This window comes from Bacteroides sp. Ga6A2 (assembly GCF_000702225.1).
Taxonomy (GTDB): Bacteria; Bacteroidota; Bacteroidia; order Bacteroidales; family Bacteroidaceae; genus Ga6A1.
The window spans coordinates 30,123-46,367 of the sequence record NZ_KL370872.1; the positions used below are offsets into that span (position 1 = coordinate 30,123).

The window sequence follows — 16,245 nt, forward strand, 5'->3', positions numbered from 1 at the left end:
TCAAGCCTTATTAAGTAGTTTGTCGTTAAGGTTGATAATAGAGTATTGTTCAGCAGCAATACCTTCATTTCGCATAAACGCATCTATTGAGTCTTTGTTCTCACCATTAAAGTCATTCACTTCAATTCGAACATTTTTTTTATCTACTATCGAGAGTATCTTCCTAAAATAAGGAAGGTCGACTTCTCCAAATGAGTGCCCATAGAAATACAAAAACGTAACGTCTTTGAGTGAAACAAACCACTCTTCATGTTTCTTTATTATCTCATCAACTTTCTTGCGTTGACTATATACACCACTAATTGCCGCACCTTTGGCTCTTTGGGTAACGTAATCATCCCCTTCTTCATCAACGGGGTAGTATTCTTCAAGCATTTCTTCAATTACATCTTCTGATACGCCATGACCTAATACTAATTCGTCGTCTGTTCCTGCCTTTCCGTGAATATGAAGAATTTTCTTTTCATCTATGTTGTAAAGATCTTCTAACGTTGAGGTATAATTGAATGTGAGGAATGCAACATCATCGTTTATTAACTCTATTTTTTTGCTCTCGTCGCCCATTTCCAACTCATCTACCCATTGATGAAAGGCTTCTCGAATTTCACCGTATGCTTCAGATAGTCTGTTTTCAACTGCATATTCTGCAGCATACCAATCTCTATCACGAAAATCATCACTTCCAAAATCTGGATAATTCTCTTGAACCTCGTTTTGTACTATCTCTGATGTAACAGCAGTGGCAAGGCTACTTTCAAAATTTCGCCACCAGTCATCATCACAGTAACCGAATAGATCATCAATTGTATAGAGGATGGATGGTTCCTTTTCTTCAAGCCAATCTCTAAACTGAGTATAGCTTGTTTTCATCCCATGATGGCGGTCAAAACCATTGCCAATAATATAAAGATGTTTCATACTTATATTGTTTTTGTTGGTAATATTTATGGTCGCATATATTGTCATTATGTTTTAATCGTCTCTTATGGCTCTGTAATCTTTTGTTGCTAAACAATAGATTACTTCCTATTCATCACACTTTCAGCCAACAGATACACTCGTGTACCGAGTGTCTGCGGCCAACGGTCAGCAGGATTCTTGTCCAATACCTTTGCTCGTGCAATTGCCTTCTCGACATGAGCTATCAGCATTTGAGCATCGTATGCAGCTTCATGGTAAGAACCCATTTCTTGACGCAATCGTATCTTTAGATATGGGTCTGTCCTCCTCGAATTTCGACGGTTTTCCAGCCATTGCTGCTGTTCTTCAGGTGTCAGCAATGTAACATCCACCAGATGTAATAGCAACCAGAGTTCGATACACGGATTACTCAATGCCATGTGCATATAGTCATCCTGTGCACATTCCGTAGCAACACGAGACAGCATAGCCTCTGTCCAGCGGTCTTTATCAACGACAAGCCAAAGTTCATCGTCCGCTTCCAATGCATACTGTTCTTTGTAGTCGTTCAGTTGCTTCAACACGTGTTCTGGACTGGAGTTGTTTTGCTCGGCTTCACTTCGTTCCAAGATATGCACATGCACACGGGGATTGGTATATTCTTTGGCCAATGCCTTGAAATATATCCGTTCCGTGTCCTTGCCCTCAGAGGCTATGACTATTAGACGAGCGTCACGGAATGCCTCTTGACGCTCTCGCATCAAACTATTCCTGCTTCGCATCGTCCCAATGAATATTATTCAGTTCACCAAAGAATGGAATCGCTCCGTATCGGCCATTCAGATAACCCTTCTGCACATTTTCCCTCGGCTTGTACTCGCAAAGTGAAGACAAATGGCTTTCACCCTTCTTGTCTTTCTCTACAAACCATACTTCATCCTGACGGATAGGTGCAGAGGAAAGCAGATTGGACTCGTGTGTGGTGCATATCAACTGCATTTGCGAGTCGCTTCTGAGCAGGCTGTTATACATCTCCAACAGTTTCAATGTCAGCATCGGATGCAGACTCCTATCGACCTCGTCAATCAAATAGACGGCATCATTGGCACGCATATCAATGAGCATAGGAATGAAATCGAACAAACGAGACGTTCCGTCAGACTCCTCAAACATTTCAAATATATAGTCTGAGTTGTTACCTTCTGTCTTGTGGATAGTTTTCAACTCGTACCACTTTAGGTTCTTCGACTCGTCTTTCTCAGCAAAGATGAAGCGGCTCTCATTGTGAATCACTACACCAGTCTTTTCATCTTTGCCGTCAAGGCTTTCCTCAATCTTCTGTCGGATTTCATCGGGAATGCCCAACTCTTCGGATTTCGACTCAATGCGACGAAGGTCGGATATGCCTGTGCCAAAGTAGCTGAGCAAATCACGCATCACGTTCTTGAACTGGGAGTCATTCACTACTCGGAACGGAAAATCCGTCCTATGCGTATCGGGGAAGATGATATTCAAATTCTCAAACCACTTTCGCGCCGACTTGATGGCATCGATTCCCTTTCCGTTACGCTTGATATACTCACTCAGGAAAGTGCCTTTCGTTGGTGTGCCATCAATCAAGAACTTCAAGAACTGTCCGTCTTCGCCCTTCATAAACTGTGGTGCAATGGTATTCTCCCAAACGTCACCATTACGCTTGCGCTCGAATATCAAAGCATCAGTACGACTGCCAGTCTTATACAGCCATTCTTCCAACAAGCCGCCCTTCGAGAAAGCGATGCCGTACGCAAAGAATTGGCCGTCCACCTTGAACTCCAATTCAATGCTCGAACGTTCTTGTGGAGTGTCTGTCATCTTGAAGTAATTGTACTTACGATTACTCCAACCATCAAGTGCAAAGTCCTTGATGATAGCCAAGCACTTTATGATGTTTGACTTACCCGAAGCATTGGCACCATAAATCAAGCCCATGCGTAGCACGGATATATCATCCCGTTTCTCCGCACGTGATACTTGTAACGGCAATTGGTCACTCTTGCTGGCTGTAAACAAGATGCGCGTCTCCTCGTTGAACGAGTATATATTTTCGAATTTGGCTGATACTAACATGATGATGTCTGTATTTCGTAATATTTCAGTTGCAAATATAATAAATATGTTCTGCTTCTGTCAAATTCTCACATTAAATATTTACAAATGCGACATCATTTATTCTTTTGGTAGTTTTTTGTCAGTTACATTTGAACTGCGGGTAATTGTCGTTGATGGCGTTTTATCCCGCAGGTCGGGTTACTAAGCGGAGACGCCTTCAGCGTCTGTAATGAGGATAATGCACAGATAATAAGCTCTGTGATGTCTTACAGAAACAACAAACTTTGCATTGCATAGGTAAAAATGAATAATTTATCCCGAATTCGTGTATCAATGGGTTATACGTCGCAAAGGTAGTAGATGTATTGTTTTTAATACCGAACTCGCATAATCTTTGCCATTTGTGCTTGCGTTCGATGTAAAAAAAAATGTTAAATTTGCCGAAAATCTTGTTATTATGCTGAAGGAACAGACAACAACGTACGCTTATAAACTAAAATATCTTGAAAATCCGACGTTCGACAGAATTCGTGCTTCTGCCAATACTTTTATCAACGAATTGCCAAGTGAGTTGAGAGACGAACTCTACGACAGTCTTAACCGTGGAACAGACCTCCTCGATTCTGAGCCGTCAATGCTTGTTTATTTGTTCTCGTTCGGGAAAATGCACCAAGCAAAGCTGAATTATGCTTTCAGTAAAATCCCCGATGGATTTATGGAGCAGTCAGAAATAAACATCATCGACTATGGTTGCGGACAAGCCATTGGTACAATGTGTTATGCCGATTATCTGAAAGCATGCGGCAATAAACAGAAAATCAAGAGTATAACTCTTATAGAACCGTCTGAAATCTGTTTGAAGCGTGCTGCGCTACATGCGTCTGTGTTCTTCCCTGATGCTGAGATTACAACAATTAACAAGAAATTCGACGAACTTGACGGCAACGATATTTCTACCAGCGAGGATACTCCAACCTTGCACATTCTGTCTAATGTGCTGGATTTGGATTTCGATTTGCAGAAGTTCTCGGAGTTGATAAAGAGCAAATTGGTTGGTTATAACCAGTTCGTATGTGTTGACCCGTATTTCGGCTATAGCGACAAAGACCAAAGAATGAATAAGTTTGCCAACCTTATTGGCGGAAACGTATCATTCTCAAAGATTTTGGAAAAAGGCGAACTTAATCCCGATAAAAACTGGACTTGCCAGACTGTTATTCTCTCTGTTGGCGAGTTGGAGGAAGAATTGTCTACTAAAGTAACGGATGAGGAAATACAAAATGGCATAACCGATGAATATGGAGTTGTATATAGCAGAGATGGTAAAAGATTGCTTAAATGTGAAAATTGGTATTTATGGAACTATGAAATAAAGAAAGGGACAAAGGTTATTTGCGATTCTGCTTTTGAAAGGTGTAAAAAATCATTGGAATCAATAACCATTCCTTCTTCCGTTACGAGTATAGGATATAGAGTTTTTTCTCGTTGTAAGTTATTGCGTGAAATAAAAATAGTAGACAATCCTTTGTTTGTGGTTGATAGTGATATGTTAATAGACCAGAAGAATATGGAACTATTGGCGTATTTTGGTACAAAAAATGATGTCACCATTCCTTCTTCCGTTACGAGCATAGGGGATCGTGCTTTTTATGCTTGTAGTTCATTGAAATCAATAGTAATCCCTTCTTCCGTTACGAGTATAGGGGAATGTGCTTTTGAGCATTGCGATTCGTTGAAATCAATAGTAATTCCTTCTTCCGTTACGAGCATAGGAGATCGTGCTTTTTGTGCTTGTTTTTCATTGGAATCCATCAGTATTCCTTCTTCTGTTACGAGTTTAGGAAATAATGCTTTTGGGTATTGTATTTCATTGAAATCCATCACCATTCCTTCATCTGTTACGAGCATAGGGGAATGTGCTTTTGAGCATTGCGATTCGTTGAAATCAATAGTAATTCCTTCTTCCGTTACGAGCATTGGAGATAGTGCATTTTATTATTGCAGTTCGTTGGAGTCCATCGTGCTTTCTTCTTCCGTTACGAGTATAGGAAATAATGCTTTTAGGTTTTGTAGTTCATTGGAGTCCATCGTGCTTCCTTCTTCCGTTACGAGCATAGGGGAATGTGCTTTTGAGCATTGCAGTTCGTTGGAGTCCATCGTGCTTTCTTCTTCCGTTACGAGTATAGGAAATAATGCTTTTAGGTTTTGTAGTTCATTGGAGTCCATCGTGCTTCCTTCTTCCGTTACGAGCATAGGGGATCGTGCTTTTTCTGGTTGTAAGTTATTGCGTGAAATAAAAATAATAGACAATCCTTTTTTTGTTGTTGAAAATGATATGTTGATAGACTTTATGAATGCAAAATTGTTGGCATATTTTGGTACAAAAAGTCATGCCACTATCCCTTCTTCCGTTACGAGCATAGGAAAAAGTGCTTTTTCTGGTTGTAGTTCGTTGGAATCCATCATCATTCCTTCTTCCGTTACGAGCATAGGGGATTGTGCTTTTTGGGGTTGTAGTTCATTGGAATCCATCACCATTCCTTCTTCCGTTACGAGTATAGGAAAAAGTGCTTTTGAGGGGTGTAATTCATTGAAATCAATATCTATTCCTTCTTCCGTTACGGGCATAGGAGGACATGCTTTTGAGTGCTGTAGTTCATTGGAAACAGTCACTATCCCTTCTTCGGTTACAAGTATAGGGTGGTCTGCATTTTCTGGTTGCAGTTCATTGAAATCAATAATCATTCCAGAGAATAGCGTTGAACAATTTAAAAAAATGCTACCAAATAGCTTGTGGGATAAACTTTATTATCTTAAAAAAGCTGTTGATATTGAGGAATCTGATTCCTCTGATTTACCTTAGTTTTTTGGTTCTGTATCTGCTTAGAAATCAATCCCATTTTAGAATTGGCAGTTTGTTAGATTTACTTGTAATAGGTAAAACTCAAAATAAAAGAGGTTGTTTGTTTAGAGTTCTCTTGCAAACAACCTCTTTTGTCTTATTTCCCCGTTATATTCTCAGATAAGGCATTTTCCTTATGGTTTTTCCAGTTGCGCACGGCGGCTTCCTTGCTTGTGTTGGCATAGCAATATTCGCATAGGTGCGGACATGTATTGTATTCGCCAATGTCCTTGCTAACCATGCAGCCGCAGGCAATGCGCTGCCCTTTGTCGGCATTGTTCTTCTTTTTTATGGCATATTGGTGTGCGTTCAGCATAATGGCATCGGCAGGTATCGGCTCTGCTCCAAATAGTGAATTCTCGATATTGTGAATCTCTACGCCCAGAAAATCCATCAGTTTCTTGTCCTTGTAGGCAAAGCGTATCATCAGCGTGTCGTCAACGCAATGGTTATGCTCTATGCCATCGAGGTTGGCAGCCTCGCCGCATGTTGCCAAGACGTAGTTCCAGCCTTTGGTTTTGTTTAGTTCAACCAATCGTCTGGCAAACTCGGTCATCTGTTCGCTTGTCCAATCAGAATAGTTTATTTTATTCTTTTCTAAGTTCGATTTTACTTTCTTGTATGTAATGATGTCGGCAAAACTGAATACAAGTTTTTCAGTGTAGCCAACCAATTGATTGCCAATATTTTCGATTTTTCGCAAAAGGTCGTCGATAGAAATCTTGTCGGTAAGGATAAGAGGGTCGAAACGCCACACCACGCGACCTTTTCCAAGTCTTTCTACCAGCGTCTTGAATGTCTCGATACGTTCCTCAACGCTCGGCACGCCACGCTCCAGTCCCTCGGCAACATAGTCGTTAAGAGTGTACTGGATGTAACAGTTTATATCTTGCTCTTTCAGATAATCGAGATGCTGCAACAGCGGTTTCGGGTACTTAGACCAAAACACAATAAATCGGGTATCCTTGTAAGCCACATAACTGTTCACGCCATTAAACGGGTTTCGCCATGCCGAATAGCCAATCTTCAGACGGTGGAAGAACCAGTCGGCATAGAATGCCGGGATGTCCGTGCTTCGGCTTGCCGAAACAATAACCGGAAACTGTGCGTCGACCGTTTCGCCATTTTCTCGCTGTATCTTGTCTTTTTTCCACTGAGCCATAATTGCTTGCCTTTTTATGAGGAATGAATCTTTGAGTTACAAAGATATAAAAACTATTACATTCTGCGGTTTTTTCTTAGTAGTAAAAAACAGCGGACGAATCATCATCCTTGATTCGCCCGCAATTCTTTAGTTATTCTGTATAATCTCAGTCAGTTTCCACATATCATCGATAACGAAATTTGTGCCTGAGTCTTCGAGTTGCCTTCGGGATGCGTTGCCGTATGTTACTCCGCAGGTGCGAGTGCCGGCGTTCCTGCCCATCATTATATCGAACGGCATGTCGCCAACCACAAGAGCCTCGTCGGCAGAGTAGTGCAGCGCGCCGAGCGTTTTCAGAACCGGTTCGGCATCGGGCTTCGGCTTTGTAACATCTTCAGCCCCAAGAATATAGGCTATGTCGCCTATTATGCCCAAGCCCGAAAGAAAATCGCGTATAGACTTTGACGAGCGCGATGAGGCTATCGATATGACTATACCGTTGTCCTTCAGCCATTTCAGCGTCTCGCGCACGTTGGGAAAGAGCGTTGGCTGAAGCCTCTCTTTGTTTGCCTCGAATATCACGTGGTAGGTGTCGGCGCATTTCGTTGCCTCGGCATCCGAAAGGTCGGGGTAGATGTGCATGAAGCAGTTCTTCAGCGGCAGCCCGATGGTTGAGGCGCACACATCCTCGCTTGCCACGGGCAGACGGCATGCTTTCTGGGTTTGCTGCATGGTTGTGACGATGCAGCGGCGCGTGTCGCACAGAGTGCCGTCGAAATCGAAAATTACGAGTCTTGTCTTCATCTCTGTCATTTTAAGCGAGTTTCTGCAATTGGTAAATCTCCAGACCGTAGTGCTTCAGGGCCACTATTGCGTACGACAGAATCTCGTCCTTGTTGCGCTCATAGTTCTCCCATTTCTTGTCCTTCAGGAAGAAATAGAGTTGTATTGTCAGACCCATGCCCTGTGTTGGCGATGGAATCTGCCTTACCATGTGGTTGTATTGCGTGTTTATGCGCTCGTCGCTTTGCAGATATTTCAGCATGGCGCGCTGATATACAGTCAGATTTACAATCGGCTTCTGCATCTCGCTCTCGCTTATGAGGTTGTTTGCCAGATATTCAGCCTTCTGCTCGTCGGATACCAGAGCCATGCTGTTCATGTCGATGGTCAGGGTAGGAGTAGCCAGACGGCCTGCGCTGTTCTGCATTCCGCGCCAGTTGCGGAAACTGTCGTTCATCAGCGTGAAAGGCGAGATTGTTGTAATGGTGTTGTCCCAGTTCTTCACCTTAACGGTTGTGATGTTCACATCCTGAACAATACCGTTTGCGCCGTTCTTGTCCATCTGAATCCAGTCGCCCTTGCGCAGCATGTCGTTGGCTGTAAGCTGAATGCCCGACACGAATCCCACGATTGTATCCTTGAATACCAGCATCAGGATTGTTGCAGCAGCACCCAGTCCGGCTATGAGCGATAGCGGAGAGCGGTTTATGATTATGCTCACGATGATTATTGCGCCTATGAAGTAAGCCACGAGCTTGAACAACTGGAATACGCTCGACATGGAGCGGTCTTTGTACTTGTTGTGCTCCTCGGTGGCATCCTTCACGCCGTCGAGGAAGGTTGAGAAGATGCTCAGAAGCGAGATGACGATGTAAATCTTGCTCGCCTTCATACAGAATATCAGCAGGATATCCTCGCCGTAGAGCACGAGCGGCAGCATGGCGTAGATTACGAGCGAAGGCATTGTGCGGCTTACGCTCTGCTGCATCTTGTCGCTAAAGATGTAGTCGTCCCACTTAGCCTTTGTCTTAGCCACGATTTTCAGAGTGATAGGAGATATTATCTTTCTGAATATCAGCTGAGTGATGTATGCCAATGCAAACATCACGGCAACCATGATGATGCGCTGCGTTGTGCTTGCGTTCTCTCCGTCGAGCCCCATCATCTTGAACAGCTCGCTGGTGTATGTGTATGCCGATTTAGCTATTGTTTCGCGCATATAAGAATTGATTTTTAGGGTTTAAAAAAGGGCAACCGTTTTTCAAGGCTGCCCGTATGTTCTGTTTTTTTTCTGACTATTCAGGATTATACCAAGTGTCTGATAAGTTCCTCTCTGTCGCCCGGAAGATAGTCGATGACAGGAATCTCAATCATAGTGTAGCAACCCGGCTTCTGCTTCATAGATGCGCGAGCAACATTTACAAGAACCTGAGCAGTAAGCGCAGGGTTGTTAATCTTCATGTTGTACTCGAACAACTGGTTGTGAGTCTTGCCTGAAACACCCTTGCGTACAAGGTTCACACCATGACCAACATCGTTCAGGTCCTTAACGCACTTAACCTGATTAACGTGAGTCTCGTCGTTTACAAAGTAAGGGTCAGCCTTGATAGCAGCCTCAACCTTGTTGAAGTCTGCGCCGTCCTCAAGTTCAACGTAAACCATGCGGCGGTGAATGCCTGTGCCGAGTGGGATAGTTACAGAAAGAGCATCTCTAACGCCCTCGATAGCGCGAACAGCTACAGAGTGACCCATGCTTCGGCCCGGACCGAAGTTAGTGTAACTTACGCCCTTTGGTGCAAGGCTCTCCATCAGAGTACGAACAACTGAGTCTGAACCCGGATCCCATCCTGCTGAGATGATAGAAACGGCATTGCCGTCCTTTGCTGCCTTGTCGAGTGAACGGCGAAGGTCTACAATCTGTGTGTGTATATCGAAACTGTCAACTGTGTTGATACCCATTGCCAAAAATTCCTTAGCATATTTCTCAACGCTACGGGTTGGAGTGGCAAGAATGGCAACATCAACTTTGCCAAGTTCTTTGATGTCCTTAACAACGGCATAGTCGGCAAGCTCCTTAGGCTTGTTCTCTGCACCGTTACGGCGCACTACACCTGCAATTTCAAAATCCTCACTCTCCTGAAGTGCCTCAAGAGTGTACTTTCCAATATTGCCATAACCAACGATGGCTGCTCTTATTTTTGTCATAATTTATAGTGTTGTATAAAAAATTGCAGCGCAAAAGTATGAATTTTATTTTAAACTATTTGATATTTTCGTCAAATATTTTTAATTTTGCAATCTCAAAAATGCAAAAATGTTTAAAACCAACAAATACGTAATTCTAACTATAATCAGTACGCTCTGTCTGTCGGCTTTCGCGAGCAACGACGGCTTGAAAAAAGACAGGGTGATAAAAAAAAGCAAAACGACCTACAGGCACGAAAGGGGACTCGACCAGACTGAGCCAGACCCGATGCCAAAGGAAACAAGCTGCGAAAGGTTTCAGAGACAGGTCGATGAGGCGTTTCTCGGACGCGACTGGGAAGAAAGATACAGATGCGGCATTGACGTGAGCCACTATCAGGGAAAGATAAACTGGGACGACCTCGTTGAGGACAAGCGGGTCGGCTTCGTCTACCTGAAGGCAACGGAGGGCGCAACGCTGGTAGACAACACATACGATTTCAACTTCACCGAGGCAAAGCGCGTGGGACTGAAGGTTGGTAGCTATCATTTCTACAGCACCACTATTCCTATCTCTCAGCAGATAGAGAACTTCTCGGCTGCCCTGAAGCAATACGACCAAGACCTTGTGCCTATTGTCGATGTTGAGGTAAGGGGAAAGAAAAGCCACGATACGTTCTGCGCCGAACTCGATTCGTTCCTCGTGATGGTTACGAAGGCTTGTGGAACAAAGCCGATGATTTACACGTCGAGCAATTTCTACAATAAGTATATGGCTGGCCGCTTCGACGATTACAAGCTCTTCATCGCAAGGTATCATCTCGAGGCTCCTACGCTGATAGACGACCGCCAGTACGTTTTGTGGCAGTACACCTCGAAAGGAAGGGTGAAGGGCATTGCCGGTGCAGTTGACATGAACAGAATCCCCGACGAGTTTACGTTCAACGAACTTCTGTTCTGTTCGGATTTGTAAAGTTGGCATAGAAAAAGATATAATAGAAACAGAGAATCGGTCTGCCGCTGGCGCTTTCGGGCGCGAGAGGAAAGTCCGGGCAACACAGGGCATCCTGCTTCTTAATGTGGAAGTTATCCGTGAGGGTAAAGTAGCGCAGAAGAAAATAACCGCCACGCCTGAGGTGTGGTAAGGGTGAGAAGGTGGGGCAAGAGCCCACCAGACAGGTGGCGACACCTTGTGCTGTGCGCCTCAGGAGTTGCAAGTTCATGTATACCAGAGTTTGAGGGCGGCCCGTCTAATCTGGAGGGTAGAATGCTAGAGGGCGGTGGCGACACCGTCAGTGGATAAATGGCAGACGGTCTGCAAAGACTACAGAACCCGGCTTATAGATTCTCTGTTTCTTTTTTTTATTTTTATCTACTATGAATATACGAGAGAGAATAAACAGAATTACCATTTTCCTGACTGATGAGATTTGGAGAACAACCGATGATGAATTGGGACGTTTGCAAAGAATGTGGTACGACATCCTGAAGGTGATGGTTCTTACAATACGCCGCTTCTCGCGCGATAACGTAACAAGCAAGGCTTCGGCCCTGACTTACAGCACCATCATGGCTGTCGTTCCGGTGTTTGCCGTTGTCTTTGCCATCGGACGCGGTTTCGGCTACAACAAGATGCTCGAAATGCAGATTCGCAAGTATTTCGGAAATTCCGACAGTACCATCGATATCCTCATCGACTTTGTAAACTCGTATCTCGAACATACGCGCAACGGTATGTTCCTCGGCTTCGGTATCATTCTGCTGCTATGGACGGTACTTAACCTTACCAACAACATAGAGCACATGTTCAACAATATATGGCAGGTAAACAAGGAACGAAGCATGTTCCGCACGTTTACCGATTATTGTTCGCTGCTCTTGCTCATGCCGTTGCTGGTAATCGTCATGGGCGGTCTGTCTATCTTCGCCACCACGGTTATGAAGACTCTTCCCGATTTTCTTTTGCTCGGTCCGGTGTTGCGCTTCACGTTCGAGGCTATGCCGTTCCTGCTTTCGGGCACAATCGTTTCGGTTCTCTATATGTTCATGCCAAACACCAAGGTTAAGTTGCGCTACGCCGTAATTCCGGGATTCTTGGCAGGGGCAGGCTTGCAGATTCTTCAGTATATCTATATCGACTCGCAGATTTGGGTGAGCAGCTATAATGCCATCTACGGAAGTTTCGCCGCCATTCCGCTGTTTATGCTCATGGCGCAGTTCTCGTGGACAATCTGTCTTTTCGGCGCAGAGATGAACTATGCGGCGCAGAATCTTCAGTATTATAATTTTGAGAACGAGACGGTTCACATCAGCCGCCGATACCGCGATTTCCTTACGCTCATCATCGCATCGCTTATATGCAAGAGGTTCGAGGAGGGTGGAAAGCCTTACTCTTCGGTAGATTTGGCTTCGGAACACAAGATACCAATCCGCCTTGTGAACGAGATTCTGTACATGCTTGTCGACATCGGCGTGCTGGTTGAGAATAGCGGCGACGAGAAAGCTGAGACTCCGACGTATATGCCTGCCGTTAGTGTGAACAGGCTGAGCGTGGAGAGTCTTTTTAACAAGATAGACATGAACGGAAGTGAAAATTTTAAGATTGACGTGAAAAATTTTCAGAAATATTGGCTCTTGGTTAATGACGTAAGAACCAAGATGTTAGCAGATAAGGGCGGTTGTCTTTTGAAGGATTTGTAATGTTAACGAATGTTAAAAACGGAAATGTGATGTCACAAAACCATGCTTTCGTTTGTCATCACTTTAGAAAATGAAAAAAATAATTTTTAACAAAGAGAAATACTTTAACTTAAACTATGTTGGATTATGAGACAGACAACTAAAAAACTTCTGGGTGTGGTTGCAATCTCAATGGTGACATCAGGTCTGACCGCAGTAACAACCTATTCTATTTCCAAGCGTCAGCTGGAAGGCGAGAGTCGTTCATTTGAAACACTTTTCAAGCAAAATACATCACAGCCTGCCGTCCGCACATCGGGTGCAGGTGTTCAGCCTGTTGACTTCACTCAGGCTGCTGAGAGTTCGCTTCACGCCGTGGTACACATCAAGTGTACGCAGAACAGTAAGGTGCAGACGATGAGTCAGGGCGACATGCCCGACATCTTTGAGTACTTCTTCGGCCCTCAGGGCGGCAACAGAGGTCGCCAGCAGATGCAGAGCCAGCCTCGCGTAGGCTACGGTTCGGGAGTGATTCTTTCGAAAGACGGATACATCGTTACAAACAACCACGTTGTAGAGGGAGCAGACGAAATCGACGTTACTCTTAACGACAACCGCGAGTTCAAGGCTCGCCTGATTGGTACGGATGCTTCTACCGACCTTGCTCTTCTGAAGATTCAGGGCGACAACTTCCCAACTATTCCGGTTGGCGACAGCGATGCGCTGAAGGTGGGCGAGTGGGTTCTCGCAGTTGGTAATCCGTTCAACCTCAACTCAACAGTAACTGCCGGAATCGTAAGTGCAAAGGCTCGTTCGCTCGGTGTTTACAACACAGGCAAGAACAACGGAATCGAGTCGTTCATCCAGACCGATGCGGCAATCAACCCGGGCAACTCGGGCGGTGCGCTGGTTAATGTAAAGGGCGAACTCGTTGGTATCAACGCCGTTCTTTCTTCTCCGACAGGCTCTTTTGCCGGCTACGGATTTGCTATTCCGACAACAATCATGAAGAAGGTCGTTTCAGACCTTAAGGAATTCGGAACTGTTCAGCGTGCGCTTCTCGGCGTTGTTGGCGGTGATGTTGCAAACTTCCTTCAGGACGAGAAACTGAAAGAGAAGGTTAAGGATTCGGGCTGCAACGACGGTGTTTATGTAAATGAAGTTCCTGAGACTGGCGCGGCTCACAGCGCAGGCATCAAGGCTGGCGATATCATCGTGGCTGCCGACGGCAGAAAGATTAAGAGCATGGCTGAACTTCAGGAGACAATCGCTAAGCACAAGCCGGGCGACAAACTGACAGTAAAGGTTATTCGCGACAAGAAGCCGAAGGAGTTTACCGTAACTCTGAAGAACTCTCAGGGCAACACCAAGGTTATGAAGAATGTTGATATGGACCTTCTCGGCGCAGCATTCCGTCCTTTGAGTTCAGACCTCAAAAAGCAGCTTAACCTTAGCGGAGGCTTGCAGGTATCTGGCGTAACTGGCGGCAAGATGAAGGAAGCCGGCATCACAAAGGGCTTCATCATCCTCAAGGTTAACGGTCAGGCAGTAAACTCAAACGAGGATATGGAGAATGCCTTCAAGAGCGCAAGCCGCTCGGCCGATCAGGTGATGTTCATCTCGGGCATCTACCCAAGCGGAAAGAAGGGCAACTATGCCGTAGACTTGTCTGAAGAGTAATTGGTAAACTGATTGGATATTTAATAAATTGTGCTGGCTCCGTGCTTCTCTCTGAACAAAGATTGGTACGGAGCCTTTCTTTTGGACACAGACGGACTTCCACTCCGAATGTGCCGTAAACTGCCCGATTGCAGAATTTTTAAGTTTTTTTGTGAACATTTATTTGGGCAGAACGTTACAATTTGCTAATTTTGCATTCTGATAATTTAAATTTTATATGAGAATAAACAGATTCGCTTTCCTGCTCGTACTTTTGGTTGCAGCCGTAAACGTATTTGCCGGAAATGCAGAAGAAAAAAAGAAAGGCAAAACAAAGCCGGTATATGGCTTCGGCTACAGTTTTTCGATAACAGACTCTACTGTCTACTTCACCGAAATCTTGGAACTTCCTGAGGCAAAGCTACAGAAAAAGACCAAGTTTCTCGAAAACAGACAGATGTACAGCGACCAGTTGAAGAGATACCTTGAAAAGGGCGAACCTGCGGCTCCCGACCGCACATGCACGGTATTCTTCTCGAAGAACCACGCAACGCTGAAGAGCATCTATCTTCGCATCAGACGAAGAAACCAACTCGACAAGGAAATAAAGACGGTTAAGGAACTTACTCCCGAACAGTTCGTTTTTAATGCAGTGAAGACTGAAGATGAATAATCATACAAAATCTGTGTACAGAGCAACAAGATACATGCTGACATTAGTGTTTGCATGTATCTTGTTTGCGTCTTGTAAGAAACATGAGGTGGATGCTTATGCCGAGGTAGATAACGTTGTGCTTGTCTACATGGCTGCCGAAAACAGCCTGTGCAGCTATGCCGATGGCGATATCTACGAGATGTGCGTGGGCGCAAGGAAGATGAGCAAGCGCGACCGCGTTATTGTGTATGTAGATGACATCAATAGTCCGCGAATCTACGAGCTGCGCGATACTACTCAGTACAAATATCTTACTCCAGTAAAGACTTACAGCACAGATTGGATGTCTACATCAGCCGAGGCTTTGAGCAATGTCATGACTTTTGTTCACAGTAACTACAAGGCTGATAACTACGGAATAGTGTTCTGGTCGCATGCCGACGGCTGGCTTCCTGAAATTACAGCCATGTCAAAAACGCGTTCGTTTGGCATCGACAATGGCAGAAACGACAGGTCTAATGGCAGAAGTACCGAAAATTCGCAGATGAGTATCGAGACGATGGCGTCTGTCTTGCAGTCATTCCCTAAAAACAAGTTCATAATGTTCGATGCCTGCCTGATGCAGTGCATAGAGTGCGATTATGCTTTGCGTAAGTGCGCAGATTACATAATTGCCTGTCCCGGTGAGATTCCGGGTACTGGTGCGCCTTATCACAAGATTATTCCTGTAATATTTTCTACTTCGTTCAGTTCGGCAGATATTGCAAAAGCATATAATAACTATTACGATTACGAGGTTGAGGAATATTATCGCGATGGCGTTATACTTTCGGTTGTAGATTGTTCTCAGCTTGAAAATCTGGCATCTGCAACGGCTGTGGTCATATCGCAGTTTGGCAAGAATGACATCAGCGGTGTTGCTGATTATTACAATTTCCAGAATGAGTCTGCAACAAATCCGCGATTCTACGATTTTAGGGAGATAATACGTTCGTGGTGTACCGATGAGGATATCTACCAGCAGTGGCTTGCGGCATACAACAAGGCTGTTGTGTACACCGGCGGAACTCAGTGGTATTCGGCTTTTATTGGCTTTGGTGGCATTGCACAAATCAATGATACGGAAAACTGCGGATATGTAAGCATGTATTTCCCAAAAGACATACACGCAACGCTAAACAAGTGGTACGAACAGAACGAGTGGTACAAGGCCGCTTGGGGCGGAGTGAAATGGTGGAACTAAAAAAT

The 16,245-nt window shown here is 44.5% G+C and carries 13 protein-coding genes and 1 other RNA gene; 7 read left to right on the forward strand and 7 right to left on the reverse strand.

Features of this window, described 5'->3' with window-relative positions; translation table 11 throughout:
* The 3 genes from T538_RS0113945 to T538_RS0113955 form a co-directional block, all read right to left on the reverse strand.
* Window positions 1-918: a bacteriophage abortive infection AbiH family protein gene (locus T538_RS0113945; protein WP_197025797.1), complete on the reverse strand. Its 918-nt coding sequence runs from the start codon at window positions 916-918 to the stop codon at window positions 1-3.
* Window positions 919-1,019: 101 nt separating this feature from the next.
* Complete coding sequence (locus T538_RS0113950; RefSeq protein ID WP_031534692.1) at window positions 1,020-1,682, reverse strand: RloB family protein; 663 nt, start codon at window positions 1,680-1,682, stop codon at window positions 1,020-1,022.
* Window positions 1,666-3,009: an AAA family ATPase gene (locus T538_RS0113955; protein ID WP_031534693.1), complete on the reverse strand. Its 1,344-nt coding sequence runs from the start codon at window positions 3,007-3,009 to the stop codon at window positions 1,666-1,668. The genes T538_RS0113950 and T538_RS0113955 overlap by 17 nt, the downstream gene beginning before the upstream one ends.
* A 439-nt stretch (window positions 3,010-3,448) precedes the next feature.
* Here T538_RS0113955 and T538_RS17865 point away from each other — a divergent pair, with 439 nt between their 5' ends.
* Window positions 3,449-5,854 carry a leucine-rich repeat domain-containing protein gene (locus tag T538_RS17865; protein ID WP_155993248.1) on the forward strand — a complete coding sequence of 802 codons (2,406 nt, stop codon included), beginning with the start codon at window positions 3,449-3,451 and terminating at the stop codon, window positions 5,852-5,854.
* A 136-nt stretch (window positions 5,855-5,990) separates the two neighbouring features.
* Here T538_RS17865 and T538_RS0113965 read toward each other — a convergent pair whose 3' ends face one another.
* The 4 genes from T538_RS0113965 to T538_RS0113980 all read right to left on the reverse strand — a co-directional run bounded on the left by T538_RS0113965 (window position 5,991) and on the right by T538_RS0113980 (window position 10,025).
* Complete coding sequence (locus tag T538_RS0113965) at window positions 5,991-7,055, reverse strand: DUF1848 domain-containing protein (protein WP_031534695.1); 1,065 nt, start codon at window positions 7,053-7,055, stop codon at window positions 5,991-5,993.
* A gap of 129 nt (window positions 7,056-7,184) precedes the next feature.
* The gene (locus tag T538_RS0113970) at window positions 7,185-7,841 is read right to left on the reverse strand and encodes an HAD family hydrolase (protein WP_034539308.1); all 657 of its coding nucleotides are present in this window, start codon (window positions 7,839-7,841) and stop codon (window positions 7,185-7,187) included.
* Window positions 7,842-7,851: 10 nt separating this feature from the next.
* Window positions 7,852-9,039, reverse strand: a complete 1,188-nt coding sequence (locus tag T538_RS0113975) for a mechanosensitive ion channel family protein (protein ID WP_051656131.1) — start codon at window positions 9,037-9,039, stop codon at window positions 7,852-7,854.
* 86 nt (window positions 9,040-9,125) lie between these two features.
* Window positions 9,126-10,025 (reverse strand): diaminopimelate dehydrogenase, encoded by a 900-nt coding sequence (locus T538_RS0113980; protein ID WP_031534698.1) that lies wholly within the window; start codon window positions 10,023-10,025, stop codon window positions 9,126-9,128.
* Between the two features lie 109 nt (window positions 10,026-10,134).
* Between T538_RS0113980 and T538_RS0113985 the strand changes: the two genes are divergently transcribed.
* The 6 genes from T538_RS0113985 (at window position 10,135) to T538_RS0114005 (ending at window position 16,240) form a co-directional block, all read left to right on the forward strand.
* Entirely contained in the window at window positions 10,135-10,977 is an 843-nt protein-coding gene (locus T538_RS0113985) for a glycoside hydrolase family 25 protein (RefSeq protein ID WP_051656132.1), read from the forward strand.
* 28 nt (window positions 10,978-11,005) lie between these two features.
* Window positions 11,006-11,361: RNase P RNA component class A (rnpB, locus tag T538_RS17900), an RNA gene on the forward strand.
* A gap of 20 nt (window positions 11,362-11,381) precedes the next feature.
* Window positions 11,382-12,704 (forward strand): YihY/virulence factor BrkB family protein, encoded by a 1,323-nt coding sequence (locus T538_RS0113990; RefSeq protein WP_231497121.1) that lies wholly within the window; start codon window positions 11,382-11,384, stop codon window positions 12,702-12,704.
* Between the two features lie 126 nt (window positions 12,705-12,830).
* Window positions 12,831-14,363, forward strand: a complete 1,533-nt coding sequence (locus T538_RS0113995) for a Do family serine endopeptidase (protein ID WP_031534701.1) — start codon at window positions 12,831-12,833, stop codon at window positions 14,361-14,363.
* A gap of 217 nt (window positions 14,364-14,580) precedes the next feature.
* Window positions 14,581-15,015 (forward strand): hypothetical protein, encoded by a 435-nt coding sequence (locus T538_RS17335; protein ID WP_051656133.1) that lies wholly within the window; start codon window positions 14,581-14,583, stop codon window positions 15,013-15,015.
* Complete coding sequence (locus T538_RS0114005; RefSeq protein WP_031534704.1) at window positions 15,008-16,240, forward strand: clostripain-related cysteine peptidase; 1,233 nt, start codon at window positions 15,008-15,010, stop codon at window positions 16,238-16,240. Before T538_RS17335 ends, T538_RS0114005 begins: the two co-directional genes overlap by 8 nt.
* Window positions 16,241-16,245: the final 5 nt, after the last annotated feature.

Excerpts from the sequence above, each read along its gene's own strand:
- T538_RS0114005 (WP_031534704.1), top strand. The coding sequence starts at position 15,008 with ATGAATAATCATACAAAATCTGTGTACAGAGCAACAAGATACATGCTG.
- T538_RS0113950 (WP_031534692.1), bottom strand. The coding sequence starts at position 1,682 with ATGCGAAGCAGGAATAGTTTGATGCGAGAGCGTCAAGAGGCATTCCGT.
- T538_RS0113970 (WP_034539308.1), bottom strand. The coding sequence starts at position 7,841 with ATGAAGACAAGACTCGTAATTTTCGATTTCGACGGCACTCTGTGCGAC.
- T538_RS0113995 (WP_031534701.1), top strand. The coding sequence starts at position 12,831 with ATGAGACAGACAACTAAAAAACTTCTGGGTGTGGTTGCAATCTCAATG.
- T538_RS0113980 (WP_031534698.1), bottom strand. The coding sequence starts at position 10,025 with ATGACAAAAATAAGAGCAGCCATCGTTGGTTATGGCAATATTGGAAAG.
- T538_RS0113990 (WP_231497121.1), top strand. The coding sequence starts at position 11,382 with ATGAATATACGAGAGAGAATAAACAGAATTACCATTTTCCTGACTGAT.
- T538_RS17335 (WP_051656133.1), top strand. The coding sequence starts at position 14,581 with ATGAGAATAAACAGATTCGCTTTCCTGCTCGTACTTTTGGTTGCAGCC.
- T538_RS0113985 (WP_051656132.1), top strand. The coding sequence starts at position 10,135 with ATGTTTAAAACCAACAAATACGTAATTCTAACTATAATCAGTACGCTC.
- T538_RS0113955 (WP_031534693.1), bottom strand. The coding sequence starts at position 3,009 with ATGTTAGTATCAGCCAAATTCGAAAATATATACTCGTTCAACGAGGAG.
- T538_RS0113975 (WP_051656131.1), bottom strand. The coding sequence starts at position 9,039 with ATGCGCGAAACAATAGCTAAATCGGCATACACATACACCAGCGAGCTG.
- T538_RS0113965 (WP_031534695.1), bottom strand. The coding sequence starts at position 7,055 with ATGGCTCAGTGGAAAAAAGACAAGATACAGCGAGAAAATGGCGAAACG.
- T538_RS0113945 (WP_197025797.1), bottom strand. The coding sequence starts at position 918 with ATGAAACATCTTTATATTATTGGCAATGGTTTTGACCGCCATCATGGG.
- T538_RS17865 (WP_155993248.1), top strand. The coding sequence starts at position 3,449 with ATGCTGAAGGAACAGACAACAACGTACGCTTATAAACTAAAATATCTT.